Here is a 19494-nt window from a genome sequence, read left to right as displayed (position 1 = left end):
AGACCTATCCTCCAGCGTCTTACTCTCGAGTAACATCGAATGTGAAAGTAAAACTTCGCCGTGGTCGCGGTCAAGATTGCTCAGGAGCTTGGCCCGGCTCGTTGGATCAAGCCACCGGTCTTCCGCACAAACACAGCACGGGATCCTGCCCACCGGCTCGGCGGATTCTACGGAGCGGCCGCTCTCGCCGATCGCAGGAGCAACGGGGTAAATGTCACCGCCGTATCGCTCGAGTGAACCGGTCGCTCAGCCTGGAAGCCGAACCGATCTTTCGCACTCATCGAAAATGCATATGTCGTGCCGGGCGACGCGCAATCAGCCGGTTGAGCAGGGATGGTGCCCGTCGTCAGTGCAGCGGCGAGGCCGCCGACCGGCCGAGCAACGCGAAATCCGCCGTGCCGTCCAGCACCGCGGTCATTAGGCTCAGGACTACTCACTGAAGGCGAAACTGACACGCATGCAACCGATTAACGACAGTACCGATCGGCGGGAGCCGGCCCGCGGGATCGTTCTCGGCGCGAGCACAGTGCTGGCGCTGACCGCGGGATGGGTAAATGCCGTCGCATTGCTCATATTCGCGCTGCCGGTCGGCAATCTAACCGCGGTCACCACCCAGCTCGGGATGAAGACCGCCAATCCCTGGCTTTACGAAGGGCACGTGCTGTTGGCCGTGCTGACCGGTTTTTTCATGGGAGCCCTGACGGCCGGCGTGGTTCTGCCCGCCGAGCCCATCATGGCGGGAATCCGGCCTGCGGCCGTGTTGGTGGGCGAAGCTGTCTTGCTGCTCATGGCGACGGCCGCAGTTGAGGACACATTCGTCCGGGACATACTCGAAGGCACCAGTGTCGAAACTCAAGCGGTTCAGGCACTGTTCGCCGCCTCGGCGCTCGGGCTGCAGAACGGCCTTACATCCAGCTTCCGTGAAATGGCGGTACGCACCACCCATTTCACTGGAACTGTCACGGATCTGGGCCTGATGATCGGACGCAGCCGGATACGAAAGATCGATCCGTGGAAGGCCTCGACATTGGCACTCACGCTACTGCTGTTTTTGATCGGCGGTGCGGCAGGACTGGTAGCTGGATCTCGCTGGGGCGGGTACGCATTGATCGCTCCAGCGATGTTTTGCGTCGCCTTGGCCGCCGCCAGCGTTCTATGGGTTGAGGTCGGTCGCAGTGTTGTCGGCCTCGGCGCACGCCGGGAACCTGTAAAGGCATAGCTCCCGGCGACCAAACAGAGGTATCAGCGCGCCGCGCGACGTGGTACCGCCGCCACAACTCGTTGCCAGCTTGCCGCGATGATGCATACGTCGCCGATCCGCGCGATCGCCGCCGCCTCGCAGTGCCCGCAGTCGCACTCGCTTCGGTGGGTCAGCAGATCGTCGATCACCCGTCGTGCGAGCTTCTTGGTAACGGGTTCGCCGGCGGACTGGGCGGCATTGAAGCAGACGATCGCGATGAGATTGTCAGCATCGGCCATCCGCATGAGTGCCAGTGTGCGCCAGGGTTGAGGCCAGTGCCAGCAGCGACACCTACCAAACTCCTGGCAGCGGACTTGTTGGGCCGAGTCGGCAGATTACGCGGCGTACCGACATTGACAGAATTCAGCGGCTGACTCCGATCAGTACCATTGGCACCGGCACCTACGCAGCGCATTCCTTGACCGCATTTCTGATGAGTTCATTGGCCACCGACCGCAGCGGAGCTGTTCTGTTCGCACACTTGAGCTTTGCCGATGACGGAAGGCCGGACCACATGGGAGAGCTCTCGAGCCTCAAGAACTCCTCGCCCGCCAAGAGGGTTGCCGCGAAGAAGGCTCCGGCGAAAAAAGCTGCCGCCAAAAAGGCTCCGGCGAAGAAGGCTCCTGCCAAGAAGGCTGCCGCGAAGAAGGCTCCTGCCAAGAAGGTTGCCGCGAAGAAGGCCCCGGTCAAGAAGGCCGCCCCGAAGAAGGCTGCCGCCAAGCAGGCCGCCCCGAAGAAGGCTGCCGCGAAGAAGGTCCCGCACAAACACAAAGTCGGGGGGTCTGCCTCAAGCCGTAACGCCGGAGCGTCAACCGGTGGCAGCGGGTCGGTCAAAGCCTTGCCGGCCCCTCCTGACGATCCGCGTCTCGTCCTCGGACTGACCGAGCCCTACTCGCGGGCCGAGCTTCGCCGACGCTGGCGCGCCTACGCATCTCGTCATCATCCCGACCAAGGCGGAGACGCGGTGACTTTCGCACGTGGCAATGCGGCTTACGAGACGCTGCTTCGGGAATTCTCGTAAGAACGAATTTTGCCGGCTCGGGTCACGGCTGCCGCTCCGGCAGCAACCCGCGGCCGTTGATCGCGATGGGCGACGTGCCTTTCTGCAAGGTGCTCAACAGCTCTCGGTAAGGGCCGACGAGGTGGACGAGGTCTCCGGCGGTGAGTCGGCTGTCCCGTCGGGGGTGCACCACGACCGGTTCGCCGGTCCGAGACCTCGCCAGGACCTGGGTCTGCGACGACAGCGCCGACAAGGGCGCCCCGTCGAGTTCGCTTCCCGGGGCCACCCGCATTCCGCCGACGACGAAGGAGCGTTGACCGACCGAGAACGTGCCGGCTACCTGCAGCCCCATCGCGGCGCCGATGAACCACGGTGCGGCGAGCTCGACAGTGGAACGGGTGTTGACGAAGCCGAATCGTTGTGCCAGCGCGAACCCGAGCGATCTGTCAAACACCCTCAGCACCAGTGGAACTCGCGGCTTGCGGTACATCGGTCCAAGGCGGCGGCCGAGGATCTGCGCGGCAACTATCCCCGTCTCGATGTTGATCATGTCGTTGCGGGTCAGCACCGCAAGTGCGCGGGCACGGTCTACCCGGGCGGCCTTGAGAGTCTGCGCTTGCGTGGCATCGCCGAAGATCACCGGAATGTCCAGAGCGCGAGCGACGGGCAGTAACGCGTTGTCCTCGTCGCGCTCGATGACGGCAACGTCGTAGCCCGCGGTCGTCAGATCGCTCACCACCCGGACACCCAGGGCGCTCAGCCCGGCGACAACGACGTGCTGATTCAGGTGCCGTATTCCGGGTCCGGCGGCCGTGAAGCTGAAGCGTCGCGAAAGCAGGACGTCCGCCACGAAGGCGACCAGCAGCGCGACGGTGGTCGCACCGCCGAACATCAGCATGATCGCGAACAAGCGCAACCATGTCGGCTGGTTGACGAAGGCGAAGTCGCCGTAGCCGGTCGTGCTGATCGTCTCGACCGTGAAATACAGTGCGTCAACCCACCCCATCGGGGGGTCACTGTGGCCGAATCGCAGCACGACGGTAGATCCGATGATCAACAGCACCACCGCGCCCAGTACCGGGTAGAACGCCGGATTGAACTCGTCGAGCAGTGCCCTGATCCCGTCGGCGGCTCTATGCAGCGGTCGTCGAGGGGCCCGCGTCAGATTTTCGGGTGACACCTTGATGCCGAAGGCGGCAACCTCGTCGGCAGTGCCGATGACGGCTGTCCAGTCTCCGGCGTGCAACCGCTGATCTCTAGGCGGGCGCACCTCCATGACACCGGGGCTCGGCGAGCGCTCCCCGTGGAGCAACGCGACCGGCGTGAGTTCGCCGTATAGCTGGTGCAGGGTCGTGTCGCGGGGTGCCTCGCTACCAGCGACCACGAAGTTGACCCCTGCCACGGTGAACGAGTGAGTGGCGTCGGACAGGCACGCTTTGACGACGGACGGCGCGGTGAGCTCCGCGACATTCAATATCGCGCCCGGGCCGTTGTCGGCGCTGATCGCCTCGCGCAGGACGTCGTTGGCCAGGCGTGCCACGACACGAACGTTTGCGTTGAGTTTTCTTGCCAATAGGGCGATTTCGAGATTGACCGCGTCGTCCTCACCGGCGCAGACCACGGCTGCGGCATCAGCGATGCCGGCCTGCTCTAGCCCGATCTCCATTTGTCCGGCGTCGGTGTCGTCCAACGCGACGACCTGTGCGCCTGCGCTCTTGAGTTCCACGACGATAGTTGTTGCCAAAGCATCACTTCCGCTGACAATGATCTCGTTCATCGAGCACTTCCATTTGCATCGTGGTCGACTCGCCGCGGTCGCGGCACGTCGATGGCGCGCCACAACAACACTCCGGGGGTTGCCCGAGGCGTTGTTCGGCGTCGCTATGACTTACGTCGGTCGGTAGTCAGACCCCCACGCAAGCCAAGGGGAGATGTCACAGCAAAGCACGCCACGACGTGCTGGTCGCAACAGTCTTTACGGAATATTGATGTGTGACAAAGCTTATGGAGTCGACGGCCTCAGGGTGTCCACCACATTGGACAGTGCCAGGAGCCGTGCTCCTCGACGGGTAAACATCTCGGCGTGGGCATCACTAAGATCATTGCGATGAGAGCACCGGCCAGCGCATGATCCGCGACCGGCTCTGGCTGTCTCCGTTGTGGGTGCAGGGCCTCGTCCAGGTGGCGACGTTCGTCGTGTTCATCGGGGCAATGGTGGTGGTGCTCTATCCGATGTTCATTGCGCGGGTCGGCTGGCCGCTGAGTGTGCTCGCGGTGGTTGCCCTGTGCGCCATAGTGTCTGGGGCCACTCTCTATCTCCAGCGGCCCGTGCGCCAACGCGGTCTGGACGCGCTGGGTGGCGGTACGCAGGCTGATCGGTTGGCGGCGCTGGCTGCGTTGCGTACCGGCGAGGTGCCCGCCGACGCCGACGTGCTCGCCGCGGCGATCCGCTACGGCGCCGTGGTGCGGGCCTACCAGGCCGACACGTCTCGCACGCAGCGCGCCATTCAGTGGCTTGGACCCGTGGTGGCGATCTTGTACGGGGTTTTCGGGCTTTTCCGGTTGCCGCTTCGATTCGGCGCGGTGCTGATCGCGGTGGGGATCTGGTGGGCGGTGCTGTCGGTGCTGCGGGAGCGCCGGCGGCGGCGTACCTTCCAGAATCTGGGAGCGCTGCGTGCCGCGACGGGCCCCGAGCCGTCCTCGACAGGAGAGGACGACGCGGTTGCCGGATTGCCGCCTTCGCGACATCGGCTCGCGGCGGCGGTGGCGCTGATCGCAGTGGCCGCATTCATGACGCTGGTCTATTTCGTGGTCCGCTCCGACCCCGACTGTTACTACGTGGCCGACGCGGCCAACCTGATCTACGACCAACGGCAGCTGACGGACCCGCAGAACATGACGCGCGGTCAGCCGGACCTGGAGACCTATCGCCGCTGGGCGCAGCATTTGCGCACCGACGCCGACCACGTGACGGATCCGCGCCTGGCGCCGCGCCTGCGCCACATCGCCGAGCTGGCCGATCAGGCGGCCACCCAGTTCGCGCAGTCCCGCGACGCATTGGTCAGGCCGCCGCCGGGCTACGACCTGCACGCCCAGCAGACGGCCTTCGGCGCGACGATGCGCATGCTGATCGACGAAGACAACGCCGTGTTCGCGGTGTGCTTTCCGCACCGCTGACCCAGCTACCGCGGCACGGCCCCAAGTTTCCGTAATCGGACTCGTGCCCGTTCGCCTAAAATTTGCCCATGGCGCAGACGCCCGGTTTCCGCGTAAAGGTGCTGGCTAATGGGCTGCATCAGCTCGCCCGGACGTGCGAGAAGGTCAGCGGCGAGCTGGCCGCGGATGCCGGGCCGCCGTCGATATCGGTATCGGGTTGGCAGTCGAGTGCGAAGACGGCGCGGGTGCTTGCCGAGCGCGCGGGCAAAGACGTATCGGCGGTCGCGGCGCACATCGGGAAACGGGCGGCGTGGTTCAACGCCGCCGGCACGGCGATCACGAACCACGAAGCCCGCAGCGCCGAACGCATGCGCCGGGTCGGGCGCTGATGGCCGCGACCACCGGGTTTCCTACGCTTTCGCAGCTGCGGGCGTCCGACTACTCCTATTTCGGCCAATTGGCCGGCTACCTGCAACGGATTTCACCGAAGGTGCAGGGGGCCGTGGATCAGTTGGCCAAGGATGTACAGCACCCAGGTGGCGGTGAGTGGGAAGGCAGAGCGGCCGACGCGGCCATCGCGGCTGCGGGGTCCGATGTGTCGCGGGTGCGACCCTTCACGTGGAGTTGGGAAGACGTGGCCGGCTCGACGCAGCGCTGGCAAGGCGAACTGGAAGCCGGGACCCGCAGCGCACTGGATGCGGTTCACGACGCCGAAGACGACGGCTTCGAGGTCGGTGAGGATTACACGGTCCGCGACACCTACGAGGCCGAAACCGAGGAGGAGTACGAGGAGCGCCTCGAGCAAGCCGAGGCGCACGCCGGGCTGATCGGTCACCGCGTGACGATGCTGGTCGGCAACGAACACCGAATCAACGGCGAACTGCGCGCGATGTCGGCCGGCTGGGGGATGCTGGATTTCAAGGAAAGCCCGGGCACCGGCGGGCCGGGCGACGGTCCCGGCGAGCACGATCCCACGATCGCCGGACCCGGATCCGACCCCACTCAGGAGAGCCAGGACGGCTCGCCCTACGACCTGGGTGTGACGATCCCGGGGACGGGCATCCTGATCACCGGTGACCCGGAGACCGGCCACCCTCAGTTGCACATACCGGGAACACAGTGGAACGGCGACAACCCATTTCCCGTTCCCGAGGGTCAGCGCCCGCTGCCCACCGGCACCGCGGTCGGGCCCGACGGTCAGCAATATGCGTTCTACAGCGTCAAGCCGTATGGTCCCGGAACCGCGCCGAGCGACTTCATCGCACCGGAGTCGCACGTACAGAACCTGGCCGACCCGACCCACGATCTCGGACCTTTGCAGGGCGCGCTGCTGAATTCCGGCCAGCTGGTTGGCATTTCGCAAGCCAGCGGTGCCTATGACCCGAGGACCAACCGGATGGTGATCGTCGGCAACATCGGGGCCGACGGTCAACGCGCGCTGTGGCAGTCCGACCCGATCAGGCCTGGCGACGCGCCGAACGCGTGGATGAACAACATGCACCAGACCGGCACCTTCACCAATGTCGGTGCCGGCGACCGGGAAAACCAGATAGTTGCGCTGCCTCAGGGCGGCTTCCTGCTGGCCAGCGCCAGCAACGGGCAGCCGGTGGTCGGCCTGACCGCCGCCACCCCGGACGGCCTGCTCGGCGCAGCGCCTCAATCTCTTACTCCTGCAACGATTCCCAGCGGTCCGGGCATGCAACCCGGCGTGCCCTACGGGCCGACTATCACCAAGATCGACGTCCTTCCCAACGGGCAGGAACAAGTCACCCTTCGGACGAGCACCTGGCCGGCCCCGGAAGGTTGGCCGACTGGAGAGGGTGCCCCGGCGGTGCCCTACCATCCCCGCACTTACACCTCGACATTCGACATCAACCCTTGACCAGGAGGACGCGATGAACACCGCCGCAGTGAGCCCGACGCGTATGTTGACCGCCGCCGTCGTTGGCGCGGCACTGAGCTTGTTGGGCTGTGGGCAGCGCGCTGCCGCCCTACCGCCCGGTTTCCCCGACCTCGACAGCTTCGGGCCGGTGGCGGTCGACGGCTACATCGCGACCGGACCCAAGGGCCCGAGACGCTTCGTAGCCTTCTCAACCCCCTACAACATCCAGTGCGGGTTCACCGCCACCGAAGATCCGCTGCCGGCGGGCAAGTCCCAAGCCATTCACTGCGAAGGTGACATTCCGGGTGTGGCATCAGGCCCGTCGATCACCGAATCGTGTGCGACCGGCGTCGTCAACTCGTTGGGCGCAGCGGGATTTCGGGTCGAACGCCAACTCAGCGGCTGCCCCGTCGGCTCGTACAACGCCGGCACACCGCTTGGCGTCGGGCAGAAACTGACGTACCAGAATGTGACCTGCGCCGTGGGCGGCGACGGTCTGGTCGCCTGCCTGGACACCAGCCTCGGACAACACGGCTTCGCGCTCAAACCGTCGGGCAACGTCACGTTCTAGACGCCGGCACCGGGATTCAACAGCCCCAGCGGATCCAGCGCGTCCTTGATGCGGCGGTTCAGCGCCATGGCCTCGGGGCCCAGGTAGTCGCCCAGCCAGGGACGCTTGAGCCGGCCGACGCCGTGTTCGCCGGTGATCGTGCCGCCGAGGTCAAGAGCGAGTTCGATGATCTCGCCGTAGGCCAACTGGGCCCGCTCACTCTGTGCCACATCGTCTGGGTCGTAGACGATCAGCGGATGGGTGTTGCCGTCGCCGGCGTGCGCGATCACCGCAATCAGCAGGTCGCGCTGCTCGGCGATGCGGGCGATCCCGCCGACCAGATCGGCCAGGGCGGGCACCGGCACGCCGACGTCCTCGAGCAGCAACGGTCCCTTGTCCTCGACAGCCGGGATGGCGAATCGCCGAGCCGCGATGAACGCCTCGCTCTCGTCGGGGTCATCGGTCGAAAACACTTCCGTCGCACCGTATTCGGTGAATGTTGCGGCCATGACTTCGGCGTCGTCGCTGCCCGCGCTACCGCGTTCGTCGGATGCGGCGACCAACATCGCGGCGGCGTTGCGGTCCAGGCCCATCCGCAGTTTGTCCTCGACGGCGTTGATGCTGGCCGAGTCCATGAATTCCAGCATCGCCGGGCGCAACCGCGACGTGACCCCGAGCACGGCGTTCGCGGCGGCTTCGACCGACGCGAAATAAGCCACCACCGTCGACAACGGCTGCTGGGCCGGCACCAGTCGCAGGGTCACCTCGGTGATCACGCCCAGTGCACCTTCGCTGCCGACGAACAGCTTGGTCAAGCTCAGTCCGGCAACGTCTTTCAAGCGCGGGCCACCGAGCCGCACGGCGGTTCCGTCGGCCAGCACCACCTGCACACCGAGCACGTAGTCGGTGGTCACGCCGTACTTGACGCAGCACAACCCGCCGGCGTTGGTGGCGATGTTGCCGCCGATACTGCAGATCTCCCACGAGGACGGGTCCGGCGGGTACCACAGGCCGTACTCGGCGACAGTCTTCTTGACCTCGGCGTTGAGCAAGCCAGGCTGACAGACCGCGGTACGGGTCACCGGGTCGACCACGATGTCGCGCATCTTCTCCGTCGACAAGACGATGCCGCCGTCGACCGCGGTGGCGCCACCGGACAGACCGGTGCCCATCCCGCGGGTGACCACCGGAACCTGGTGGGCGGTAGCCCAGCGCAGCACGCTCTGCACTTCTTCGGTGCGCAACACCCGCACCACCGCCAGCGGCTTCCCCGCGGTCGGGTCCAGGGCGCGGTCCTGTCGGTAGCCCTCGGTGATCGCGGGGTCGGTGACGACCATTCCCTCAGGTAGCTCGGCGATCAGGCCGGCCAGCGCATCAGCGGCCATGGGCCGATCCTACGGACACCCGCGGCGACGCTCGTGCACAGTGGACCCGTGAACCTCGCCCACCCCCGCACCGGCGCGCTGTTCGTCTCGCCGGTGCCGCCGGGTAGCGGATGGCCGGGCGATCTCGCCACCGCTGCCACCCCGATCGCGGCGACCCCGGCGCAGGTGGCTGAGCTGGCCGGGGACGCCCATTCGCTCGAGCAACTCGACGCCGAGATCACGGTGTGCCGGGCCTGCCCCCGGCTGGTGGAGTGGCGCGAGGAGTCCGCGCTGACCAAACGGAAGTCATTCGCCGACCAGCCCTACTGGGGCCGGCCGGTCCCGGGCTGGGGCGACACGCGGCCGCGGATCGTCGTCGTGGGCTTGGCCCCGGCGGCCAACGGCGCCAACCGCACCGGCCGGGTGTTCACCGGTGACCGTTCCGGCGACTTCTTGTACGCCGCACTGCACCGGGCGGGTCTGGCCAACTCGTCGATAGCCGTCGATGCCGCGGACGGCTTGCGGCTCAACGACATTCGGGTGGTGGCCGCGGTGCGGTGCGCGCCGCCGGCGAATGCACCTACCCCAGCCGAACGCTCAGCGTGCGCGCCGTGGCTCGATGCCGAATGGCGACTCGTCGGCGGCGACACCCGGGTGATCGTGGCGCTCGGCGGATTCGGCTGGCGGTCCGCGCTGGACATGATTCGCGCCGCCGGTGGCCAGGTGCCCCGGCCGCAACCGAAGTTCGGTCACGCCGCCACCGCGACGCTGCGAGCCTCGCACGGCGAGGTGGTCCTGCTGGGCTGCTACCACCCCAGCCAGCAGAACACCTTCACCGGCAAACTGACCCCCGCGATGCTCGACGAGATATTCGCCGCGGCGAAGAACATGGCAGGCCTGCGATGACGTGCGCGCGGGAACGAACGGCCAACAGAGGGCGTTGACCATCACATGCGGCTTTCTGTCCTCGATCTCATCCCCGTCCGCACCGACCAGAACACCGGCGACGCGCTGGCTGCCACCGTGCGCCTGGCGCAGACCGCCGATCGGCTGGGTTTCACCCGTTACTGGGTGGCCGAGCACCACAACATGCCGTCGGTCGGTGCGACCAGCCCCCCGGTGGTCCTGGCCTACCTGGCAGCGCAGACCACCCAGGTGCGGCTGGGCTCGGGCGGCGTGATGCTGCCCAACCACGCGCCGCTGGCGGTCGCCGAGCAGTTCGCGCTGCTGGAAGCGGCGGCCCCGGGGCGCATCGACCTCGGCATCGGCCGGGCCCCCGGTTCGGATCAGGTGACGTCGGTGCTGCTGCGCGGGGCGGCGGGCCGCGACGATCGCGACATCGACCAGTTCCCGAATTACCTCGACCATGTGCGCGCGATGATGAGCGCCGACGGTGTGCCCGTGCAGTTGCGCGACGGCGACTACATCCTCAAAGCCACCCCGGCGGCGGCCGGCGAGCCGCGGCTGTGGCTGCTCGGGTCGTCGATGTATTCCGCGCAACTGGCCGCCGCCAAAGGGCTGCCCTACGTGTTCGCCCACCACTTCTCTGGCCAGGGCACCGAGGAAGCACTCGAGCTCTACCGGTCGCAGTTCGTGCCCAGTGAGCTGACCGCTGAGCCGGTGACCTTCCTGACCGTCAACGCCGCGGTCGCCGAAACCCGTGACGAGGCAATGGCTTTGATGCTGCCGAACCTGCACATGATGGCCCGGCTGCGGACCGGTCAACCGCTGGGCCCGGTGCAACTCGTCGAAGATGCCCGCGGTGTTCAGCTCACGGCGCAGCAGCAGCACATCGTCGACAGCGGTCTGGAGCGAGCCGTTGTCGGGTCACCCGCCGAGGCTGCCGATCAGATCAACGCGCTCGCGCAGCAATTCGGCGTCGACGAGGTGATGGTGCATCCGGTCGCCTCGGCGCATCGCGGCACCGATCCCGCGACCGCCCCCGCGCGCGAGATGACGCTGGAACTGCTGGCCAAAGAGCTTTTCTGAGCCGCTCGGCGCAGGTCAAGGCTTCTTGAGTCGCACGACCGGGATGGGTCGCGACGTCTTCGCCTGATACGCGTCGTAGCGGTTGCTGTTCTTGTCGTTGACGATCTTCCAGAGCCGTTCGTAGTCCGCGTCGCCCGGTACGACCGGTTGCGCGGTGACGCGGAACCGCTTCGGCCCGACGTTGATTTCGACGCTCGGGTTGGCTTTCAGGTTGTGATACCAGCCAGGCGCTTTCGGGTCGCCACCCTTGGACGCGACGACCAGGTAGTCGTCACCGTCGCGGGCGTAGCTCAGCGCCGCCGTTCGGGGCTTGCCCGTCTTGGCGCCGACGGTGTGCAGCAACAGGCTGGGCACCAGCAGCAGGTGATGCCCGAGCCAGCCATTGGTCTTCTGGTAAACGATGTCGTGGACTCGAACGATGTGCGGTAGCAAGGTCTGTTCGAACGGAATGGCCATGCGACCAGTATCAGCCCGCGGCGTCGAGCTGCGCCAGCGCGTCCCGCAGGAGCCGGCCGGTCGACTCGCGATCGGGGTCGCGGCGTAGTAGAAGCCCCTTGGCGACCGACAGCTTGTCACCGTTGCGCCGCGGCAGCACATGCAGATGGATGTGGAACACGGTCTGGAAGGCCGCCTGGCCGTCGTTGATCCCGATGTTGGTGGCGTCGGCCAACTCTGTCGAGCGGGCCGCCTTGGCGATGCGCTGACCGATCGTCGCCATGCTGGCCAGCGTCTCCGGCGGGGTGTCGGTCAGGTCCACCGAATGCCGCTTGGGCACCACCAGGGTGTGGCCCCGAGTGAATGGGCGGATGTCGAGGAAGGCCAGAAAGTCGTCGTCTTCATGGATCCGGATGGCCGGAGCCTGACCGGCGACGATCGCGCAGAACACACAGGACATGAGGTCACGGTAGCGGTCCGCCGGGTAGGCCGAGTGAGTAGTCTGCCTCGACGTGGACGCAACAGAACTGGCCTTCGCGGGTGCCGCCGAACAGGCGCGGATGCTGGCCGCGGCCGCCATCACCGCGCCGGCGTTGCTCGAGGTCTACCTGGAACGCATCGCACGGCTGGACCCCCAGTTGCGGAGCTTCCGGGTGGTACTGGCCGAGTCCGCCCGGCGAGAAGCACTGGAGGCCCAGCGGCGCCTGGACGCCGGCGAGCGACTGCCGCTGCTCGGTGTGCCGATTGCGATCAAAGACGACAACGACGTCGCCGGTGAACTCACCGCCTGCGGCAGCAGCGCGGTCTCGACGCCGGCGACCCGAGACGCGGAAGTGGTCCGCCGACTGCGTGCCGCGGGCGCGGTGATCCTCGGCAAAACCGCGGTGCCGGAACTGATGATCTTCCCGTTCACCGAAACGGTCACGTTCGGCGCCACCCGTAATCCCTGGGACACCGCACTGTCGCCGGGTGGCAGCAGCGGCGGCAGTGGGGCCGCGGTGGCCGCTGGGCTGGCGCCGCTGGCGCTGGGCTCCGACGGTGGCGGCTCGATCCGCATCCCGTCGGGCTGGTGCGGGTTGTTCGGGATCAAGCCGCAGCGTGACCGGGTCTCGCTGGCGCCGCACGACGACGCCTGGTGTGGGCTGTCCGTCAATGGTCCGCTCGCTCGCACAGTGGAAGACGCCGCGCTGTTTCTCGACGTGACGACGACGCTGCCCGCTCCCGACGGAGGGTTCGTCGCCGCGGCCGCAAAACCCCCGGGCCGATTGCGAATTGCGTTGAGCACCAAAGTTCCACCGCCACTGATTGTCCGAATCGGCAAACAGCAGCGGGCGGCGGTCGATGCGGCCGGCGCGCTGCTGTGCGAACTCGGCCACGATGTCGTCATCCGTGACCCGGACTATCCGCCGTCGGCGGTGTACGGCCACTTCCTTCCCCGTTACTTCCGGGGCATTTACAACGACGCCCGCACGATGCCGCACCAGGACCGGCTCGAGAAGCGAACCCGCAACATGGCGCGCATCGGTTCGCTGATCCCCGAAGGCCGGATGGCGAAGATTCGTGCCGCGGAATCCGTTGTGGCCGAGCGGATTCAATCGATCTTCGACGATGTCGACGTAGTGCTGACCCCGGGCAACGTCACCGGGCCGTCGCGCATCGGCGCGTATCAGCGCCTCGGCGGTATCTCCACCCTGCTGGCGGTGTCGCAGCGGGTGCCCTTCTTCGAGATCTGGAACCTCACCGGCCAGCCCGCCGCGGCCGTGCCGTGGGGCCTCGACGACAACGGCGTTCCGGTGTCGATTCAGCTGGTCGGCCGCCCGAACGACGAGGCGACCCTGGTCGCGTTGGGCGCGCAGATCGAGGCGGCTCGGCCGTGGGCGCAGCGCCGCCCGCCGGTGTCATGACCCCGCGATGGCGCGCCAGGCCTGCAGTTTCAGCCCGGCCCGCATCGCGCGTGCGGGACTGGTCGACGGCAAGACTTGGTAGCTGACGTCGGCGTCGACGTCGACCAGTCGTTCGTAGAGCCGGCGCGCCGCGGTGCCGTTGAAGTAGACCCGCTTGATTGACGGGTGGTCGGCGAACAGTCGACCGAAGTCGTTGGCCACCACGCTGTTCGGCTCGATCTTGGCATCGGCGCTACCGTGCCGTCGACAACTGTGCAGAACGTCCCACAGCGCCACACCGGCCGATTGCAGTGCGGCCAAACGGGATTGATAAGGATCCCCGGCATCGAAGCCGAACAGCTCACCGGTGATCGGCCAGAACGCGTTCCGTGGGTTGCCGTAGTACTGGCCGCCGGCCAGCGACAGCACGCTGGGGAACGAACCGACGATCAGCATCGTGGCGCTGTCGTCGACGACCGGCGGGAATCCCCGCAGCAGCGGTGTGGCCATCGGATAACTTGACCACGTGGACGATGCGAAAATCGAGAACCTGCTCGACGGCCTCGACGGCGACGCGCGCGCCGAGCGTGCCGAGCTGGTCGAGTGGCTGCTGGAGCAGGGCATCACCGCCGAGGAGATCCGCGCCTCGCCGGTGCCGATGCTGGTGGCGTCCCGGCGGCTGATCGGTGACGACGGCAACTACGTCTCGACGCGCGAGATCAGCGAGGCCAACGGTATCGACATCGAGCTCCTGCAGCGTGTGCAGCGCGCGATCGGGTTGGTGCGGGTCGACGACCCCGACGCGGCGATTCACCTACGGGCCGACGGCGCCGCGGCCGCGCACGCCAAGGACTTCCTCGACCTCGGCATCGAGCCCGATCAGATCGTGCAGGTGGTTCGCGTTCTCGCGGAAGGTCTTTCGCACGCCGCGGAGGTCATGCGCTATACGGCACTGTCGGCCATCATGCGACCCGGCGCGAGCGAACTCGAGATAGCGCAGGCGTCGCAAGCACTGGTCGGGCGCCTCGCGCCGTTGCTGGGGCCGATGATCCAAGACATGTTGTTGATGCAGTTGCGGCATCAGATGGAGACCGAAGCCGTCAATGCCAGCGAGCGTGCGGCCGGCGCTCCGCTGCCCGGCGCCCGACAGATCTGCGTCGCATTCGCCGACCTGGTCGGCTTCACCCGGTTGGGTGAAGAGGTGCCGGCCGAGGAGCTCGGAAAGCTGGCCAACCGGCTCGCCGACCTGGCCCGCGATGTCGCCGTGCCGCCGGTTCGGTTCATCAAGACAATCGGCGACGAGGTGATGTTCGTCTGCACCGAACCGGCGCCGCTGCTGGATGCGCTCATCAAGCTGGTCGACATCACCGACGGCGACAACGACTTCCCGCGGCTACGAGCGGGCATCGCCTCCGGCTCGGCGGTGAGCCGGGCCGGCGATTGGTTCGGCAGCCCGGTGAACACCGCCAGCCGCGTCACCGCGGCGGCGCGACCGGGAACGGTGCTGGCCGCCGAGTCGGTTCACGACGAACTCGGTGACGAGGCCGGCTTCAGCTGGTCGTTCGCCGGCGCGCGGCGACTCAAGGGCATCAAGGGTGAGACGAAGTTGTTCCGCGCCCGCCGCGGCGAGAGCGAGGACTGATTTCGCCGCGAGTGAAAACCCTTTGACGTCGGTTGTAACGCTGTAATCATGTAAGCATGAGACAACATCATGGACATGGGCGGCGGCACGGCCGCCCCGGCGGTTGGCAGCAGGCAGGTCAGCCCGAGGCCGGCGACGCGGGCGACTGGTTCGCCGGGCGGCTCCCGGACACCTGGTTCGACGGCGACGCGACCGTCGTCGTCGACCGCGAAGAGATCACCGTCATCGGAAAGTTGCCGGACACGTCCGGCTCGGAGAGCGACGAGAGCGCAGCCCACGCCGAGGGCCGGGCATCGCGCTTCCGCGAGGAGACCCGTTCGGAGCGGATGAGCATCGCCGACGAGGCGCAAAGCCGCTACGGACGCAAGGTGTCTTGGGGTGTGGAGGTGGCCGGCGAGCAGGTGCTCTTCACCCACATCGCGGTTCCGGTGATGACCCGGTTGAAGCAGCCGGAGCGTCAGGTCCTCGACACCCTGGTCGACGCGGGTGTGGCGCGGTCCCGGTCCGACGCGTTGGCCTGGTCGGTCAAGCTGGTCGGCGAGCACACCGACGAGTGGCTGGCCAAGCTGCGCGACGCGATGTCCGCGGTCGACGACCTGAGGGCCGAAGGTCCCGAGCTCTAGGCCTGGGTCATCCGGTAGTAGGCGCCACGGCGGGCCAGCAGCTCGCCGTGGTCGCCTTTCTCGACGATCTTGCCCGACTCCATCACCAGGATCACGTCGGCATCGCGGATCGTCGAAAGTCGATGAGCGATAATGAAACTCGTGCGATCACGACGGAGTTCGTGAGTGGCCTTGGCGATCAGCAACTCGGTGCGGGTGTCCACCGAACTCGTCGCCTCATCCAGCACCAGTAGTTGCGGACGGGCCAGGAATGCCCGCGCAATCGTGATCAACTGCCGTTCTCCGGCGCTGATGTTGCTTCCGCCGTCGTTCACCTGGCTGTCGTAGCCGTCGGGCAACGTGTGGACGAAGCGGTCCACGTGCGCCGCCTTGGCCGCCTCGATCACCTCGTCGTCGCCGGCGTCGGGCCGTCCGTAGGCGATGTTCTGCGCGATCGTTCCACTGAAGAGCCAGGCGTCCTGCAGCACCATCCCGATCCGCGACCGCAGCGAATGCCGACTGACGGTGGCGATGTCGACGCCGTCGACCAGGATCCGGCCGGCGTCGACGTCGTAGAACCGCATCAGCAGATTCACCAACGTCGTCTTACCGACCCCGGTCGGGCCGACAATGGCGACGGTGCTGCCCGGTTCGGCGACGAACGACAGATCGTCGATCACCGAGCTACCGGGGTGGTAGCCGAAGCTGACGTGCTCGAATTCCACGCGGCCCGAACGACCTTGGCCGACTGGCGACGGCAGCGACCCGGGACGGTCCGGCGATTCCTCGACCTCGTCGAGTAACTCGAAGACCCGTTCGGCGCTGGCCACCCCGGACTGCAGCGTGTTGTACATCGAGGCAACCTGATTCAGTGGTGCGTTGAACTGCCGCACGTACTGGATGAACGCCTGGATGCTGCCGACGGAGATCTGCCCGCTGGCCACCTGAATGCCGCCGACGACCGCGACGGCGACATAGCTGAGATTGCTGATGAACGTGGTGGCCGGCCCGACCATCCCCGAGATCAACTGGGCGCCGAAGCTCGCCTGGTACATGTCGTCGTTGAGTCGGCGGAATTCGTCTTCGATCCGCGCGCGCTGGCCGAACGTTCGCACCAGCGTGAAACCGCTGTAGCTCTCCTCGATGTGGGCGTTGAGTCGCCCGGTGTTGGTCCACTGCGCGACGAACAGTCGCTGGGAACGCCGTGCGATCGCGCGGGTCACCACGACCGACAAAGGGACGGTCAGCAGAGTGAGCCCGGTCAGCACCGGCGAAATGCTGAGCATCATCAGCAGCACTGTCGCGACGGTGAGCACTGCGCTGAGCAGTTGGGTGATCGTCATCGACAGCGATGTCTGCAGGTTGTCGATGTCGTTGGTGAGCCTGCTGAGCACCTCACCGCGCCGCCGGGTGTCGAAGTAGGCCAACGGAAGTCGATGCATCTTGTCCTCGACCTGCGTGCGCAGCCCCTGCAGCGTCCGTCGCACGGTCACGTTGAGCAGCCTGGCTTGTGCGTAGATCATCGCGGCGGCAACCAGATACATGCCCAGCGCAAACGCCAGCGTGCGGGCTATCGCGCCGAAGTCGACGCCGTGGCCGGGCACTACGTGCATTCCGGAGAGCAGGTCGGCAAAGGCGTTGTCGCCGTGCGCCCGCGCCGCCGCGACCGCCTGGTCTTTGGTCAGACCCGCCGGAAGTCGGCGGCCGATGACGCCGTTGAACAACAGGTCGGTGGCATGGCCGAGGATGCGGGGGACCACGACCCCGATGACTGTGCCCAGGACGCTCAGCACTGTGACCGCGATGGCCGTACGGCGTTGCGGAGCAAGCAGCTTCACCAGACGGACGGTCGATCCGGTGAAGTCGCGTGCCCGCATGGCCGGGGGAGCGGCGGGCCGCTTGGTCGGTGAGGTCACCGTGGCCCACCCACTTCGGCGTCCGGGGCTTGCGACTCGGCGAACTCCCGGTAGGTCGGCGAATCCCTCAGCAGCGATTCGTGAGTGCCCGTCTGCAGCACTTGCCCGTCCTCGACGACGATCACCTGATCGGCATCGCGGATCGTCGAAATACGTTGTGCAACAACAATCATTGTGGCTTCAGCGGCAACTTCGGCCAACCTGGACCGCACCAGCGCGTCGGTCTGCGCGTCGAGCGCGGAGAACGCGTCGTCGAAGACATAGATCGCCGGACGCCGGATCACCGCCCGGGCGACCGCCAACCGCTGGCGCTGCCCGCCGGAGAAGTTGATGCCGCCCTGGGCGACCCGCATCTGCAGGCCGTCGGGGTGCGCCCGGACGAAATCGTCGGCGGCCGCCACGCGCAGCGCCGCCCACATTTCGTCCTCGCCGGCGTCTGGATTGCCGTAGCGCAGGTTATCGGCGACGGTCCCGGAAAACAGGTATCCGCGTTGCGGCACCAGCCCGATCGTCGACCAGAGTTCCTCGACGTCCCGGTCGCGTACGTCGACCCCTCCGACCCGGACCGTTCCGGTGGTCGGGTCGTACAACCGGCAGATCAGCGCCACCAGAGTGGACTTGCCCGCGCCGGTGCTCCCGATGATCGCAGTGCGGGTGCCGGGCCGCGCGGTCAGCGAAACATCCTGCAGCACAGGCCGGTCCGCGCCGGGATAGCGGAATCCAGCACGATCGAGCTGAACCACCCCTCGCTCATCGAAGGCCGGGCGAACCGGATGCGGCGGGTTGCGAACCTCCGGAATCGTCGACAGCACCTCGGTGATGCGTTCGGCACACACCGCGGCCCGCGGCAGCACCATCACGGTCATCGTGGCCATCACCACAGCCATCAGGATCTGCGCGAAGTAGACCAGAAAGGCGATCAGCGAGCCGACCTGCATCTGGCCGCTGTCAATTCGTAAGCCGCCGAACCAGATCAGCGCCACACTGGAGCAGTTGATCGTCAGCGTGGTCACCGGCAACAGCAACGCCTGCCAATTCCCGGCGTCCTGCGTCGTCGTCGACAGGGCGACGTTCGCGTCGTCGAACCGCCGTCGTTCGAACGGCTCACGCGCGAACGCGCGCACCACCCGCACACCGGACAACTGCTCGCGCATGACCCGGTTGATGTTGTCGATGAGGCGCTGCATGCTGCGAAACAGCGGCAGGGTCTTGCCGATGATCCAATAGTTGGCCACCACCAACACCGGGACGCTGACCAGGAGCAGCCACGACAGCTCGGCGTCTTGATGGATGGCCATCGCGATGCCGCCGACGCACATGATCGGCGCGGCGACCAGCACCGTGCAGCCCATCTGCACCAGGAACTGGATCTGGCGAACGTCGTTGGTGGTGCGGGTCAGCAGCGTCGCCGCGCCGAACCGGGAGGTTTCGTGTTCGGAGAAGGTCGCGACGTGATGGAACATCGCCGCGCGCAGATCGCGGCCGAGGCCCATTCCGGCGCGGGAGCCGAAGTACACCGCGCCCACCGCGCACAGCACCTGTAGCGCCGTCACCGCGAACATCAGGCCACCGAGTCGGACGATCGCGGCGCTGTCGCCTTTGGCGATTCCGTCGTCGATGATCGTGGCGTTCACCGTCGGCAGATACAGCGAAGCCAGGGTGCTGACCAACTGCAATGCCATCACCGCCGCGACCGGCCACCGGTACGGCCGCACGAACTGGCGCAGCAGTGCCACGAGCATCTGGTAACTGTTGCACACGAGAAAGCACAGCTCACCGCGTGTGCGATGGTTGGCACAAGGTGGGGCCGCTACAGTGCATCCTGTGCGGCATAA

Annotated in this window: 19 protein-coding genes; 11 read left to right on the top strand and 8 right to left on the bottom strand. The window is 66.8% G+C overall.

Translation table 11 applies throughout. The features are described 5' to 3' along the window. Positions 1 to 457: 457 nt before the first annotated feature. Positions 458 to 1219: a YoaK family protein gene (locus CYU59_RS01105; protein WP_292974921.1), complete on the top strand. Its 762-nt coding sequence runs from the start codon at positions 458 to 460 to the stop codon at positions 1217 to 1219. Positions 1220 to 1242: 23 nt separating this feature from the next. On the opposite strand, the gene CYU59_RS01100 is transcribed toward CYU59_RS01105, so the two are convergent. Then, positions 1243 to 1485, bottom strand: coding sequence for a hypothetical protein (locus CYU59_RS01100; RefSeq protein WP_292974919.1), 243 nt, complete (start codon positions 1483 to 1485; stop codon positions 1243 to 1245). 269 nt (positions 1486 to 1754) lie between these two features. Here CYU59_RS01100 and CYU59_RS01095 point away from each other — a divergent pair, with 269 nt between their 5' ends. Then, positions 1755 to 2261 carry a J domain-containing protein gene (locus CYU59_RS01095; protein WP_292974917.1) on the top strand — a complete coding sequence of 169 codons (507 nt, stop codon included), beginning with the start codon at positions 1755 to 1757 and terminating at the stop codon, positions 2259 to 2261. Between the two features lie 22 nt (positions 2262 to 2283). Here CYU59_RS01095 and CYU59_RS01090 read toward each other — a convergent pair whose 3' ends face one another. Beyond that, positions 2284 to 4017: an NAD-binding protein gene (locus tag CYU59_RS01090; protein ID WP_292974914.1), complete on the bottom strand. Its 1734-nt coding sequence runs from the start codon at positions 4015 to 4017 to the stop codon at positions 2284 to 2286. 350 nt (positions 4018 to 4367) lie between these two features. On the opposite strand from CYU59_RS01090, the gene CYU59_RS01085 reads away from it, so the two are divergent. The 4 genes from CYU59_RS01085 (at position 4368) to CYU59_RS01070 (ending at position 7849) form a co-directional block, all read left to right on the top strand. Continuing rightward, a complete protein-coding gene (locus CYU59_RS01085) occupies positions 4368 to 5417 on the top strand; it encodes a hypothetical protein (protein ID WP_292974912.1) in 1050 nt (349 codons plus the stop codon). Between the two features lie 68 nt (positions 5418 to 5485). Next, entirely contained in the window at positions 5486 to 5785 is a 300-nt protein-coding gene (locus tag CYU59_RS01080; RefSeq protein WP_292974910.1) for a hypothetical protein, read from the top strand. Next, positions 5785 to 7278, top strand: coding sequence for a hypothetical protein (locus CYU59_RS01075; protein ID WP_292974908.1), 1494 nt, complete (start codon positions 5785 to 5787; stop codon positions 7276 to 7278). The genes CYU59_RS01080 and CYU59_RS01075 overlap by 1 nt, the downstream gene beginning before the upstream one ends. Positions 7279 to 7291: 13 nt before the next feature. Continuing rightward, positions 7292 to 7849 carry a hypothetical protein gene (locus CYU59_RS01070; protein ID WP_292974906.1) on the top strand — a complete coding sequence of 186 codons (558 nt, stop codon included), beginning with the start codon at positions 7292 to 7294 and terminating at the stop codon, positions 7847 to 7849. Here the strand turns inward: CYU59_RS01070 and CYU59_RS01065 are convergent. Beyond that, positions 7846 to 9213, bottom strand: a complete 1368-nt coding sequence (locus CYU59_RS01065) for an FAD-linked oxidase C-terminal domain-containing protein (RefSeq protein ID WP_292974904.1) — start codon at positions 9211 to 9213, stop codon at positions 7846 to 7848. The genes CYU59_RS01070 and CYU59_RS01065 overlap by 4 nt on opposite strands. A 48-nt stretch (positions 9214 to 9261) precedes the next feature. Between CYU59_RS01065 and CYU59_RS01060 the strand changes: the two genes are divergently transcribed. Beyond that, complete coding sequence (locus tag CYU59_RS01060; RefSeq protein WP_292974902.1) at positions 9262 to 10098, top strand: uracil-DNA glycosylase; 837 nt, start codon at positions 9262 to 9264, stop codon at positions 10096 to 10098. A gap of 45 nt (positions 10099 to 10143) precedes the next feature. Continuing rightward, positions 10144 to 11181: an LLM class flavin-dependent oxidoreductase gene (locus CYU59_RS01055; RefSeq protein WP_292974900.1), complete on the top strand. Its 1038-nt coding sequence runs from the start codon at positions 10144 to 10146 to the stop codon at positions 11179 to 11181. 15 nt (positions 11182 to 11196) lie between these two features. Here the strand turns inward: CYU59_RS01055 and CYU59_RS01050 are convergent, their stop codons facing one another. Together CYU59_RS01050 and CYU59_RS01045 are read right to left on the bottom strand one after the other, a co-directional pair. Next, entirely contained in the window at positions 11197 to 11637 is a 441-nt protein-coding gene (locus CYU59_RS01050) for a nitroreductase family deazaflavin-dependent oxidoreductase (RefSeq protein WP_292974898.1), read from the bottom strand. Positions 11638 to 11647: 10 nt separating this feature from the next. After that, positions 11648 to 12076: an HIT family protein gene (locus tag CYU59_RS01045; protein WP_292974896.1), complete on the bottom strand. Its 429-nt coding sequence runs from the start codon at positions 12074 to 12076 to the stop codon at positions 11648 to 11650. Positions 12077 to 12128: 52 nt separating this feature from the next. Here CYU59_RS01045 and CYU59_RS01040 point away from each other — a divergent pair, with 52 nt between their 5' ends. Beyond that, positions 12129 to 13520, top strand: coding sequence for an amidase (locus CYU59_RS01040; protein ID WP_292974894.1), 1392 nt, complete (start codon positions 12129 to 12131; stop codon positions 13518 to 13520). On the opposite strand, the gene CYU59_RS01035 is transcribed toward CYU59_RS01040, so the two are convergent. Beyond that, a complete protein-coding gene (locus CYU59_RS01035) occupies positions 13515 to 14009 on the bottom strand; it encodes a DNA-deoxyinosine glycosylase (protein ID WP_292974892.1) in 495 nt (164 codons plus the stop codon). The genes CYU59_RS01040 and CYU59_RS01035 overlap by 6 nt on opposite strands. 16 nt (positions 14010 to 14025) lie before the next feature. Here CYU59_RS01035 and CYU59_RS01030 point away from each other — a divergent pair, with 16 nt between their 5' ends. Both CYU59_RS01030 and CYU59_RS01025 read left to right on the top strand, forming a co-directional pair. Beyond that, positions 14026 to 15141, top strand: coding sequence for an adenylate/guanylate cyclase domain-containing protein (locus CYU59_RS01030; RefSeq protein WP_292974890.1), 1116 nt, complete (start codon positions 14026 to 14028; stop codon positions 15139 to 15141). Between the two features lie 56 nt (positions 15142 to 15197). Then, a complete protein-coding gene (locus tag CYU59_RS01025; RefSeq protein WP_292974888.1) occupies positions 15198 to 15764 on the top strand; it encodes a hypothetical protein in 567 nt (188 codons plus the stop codon). Here CYU59_RS01025 and CYU59_RS01020 read toward each other — a convergent pair. Continuing rightward, positions 15761 to 17620 (bottom strand): ABC transporter ATP-binding protein, encoded by a 1860-nt coding sequence (locus tag CYU59_RS01020; RefSeq protein ID WP_292974979.1) that lies wholly within the window; start codon positions 17618 to 17620, stop codon positions 15761 to 15763. The genes CYU59_RS01025 and CYU59_RS01020 overlap by 4 nt on opposite strands. Positions 17621 to 17655: 35 nt before the next feature. After that, positions 17656 to 19401 (bottom strand): ABC transporter ATP-binding protein, encoded by a 1746-nt coding sequence (locus CYU59_RS01015; RefSeq protein ID WP_292974886.1) that lies wholly within the window; start codon positions 19399 to 19401, stop codon positions 17656 to 17658. Positions 19402 to 19494: the final 93 nt, after the last annotated feature.

The sequence above is a fragment of the Mycobacterium sp. genome (genome assembly GCF_002863225.1).
Classification (GTDB): domain Bacteria; phylum Actinomycetota; class Actinomycetes; order Mycobacteriales; family Mycobacteriaceae; genus Mycobacterium.
Note: the sequence above shows the minus strand (reverse complement) of the source record. Positions and strands in the feature narration are given on the sequence as shown.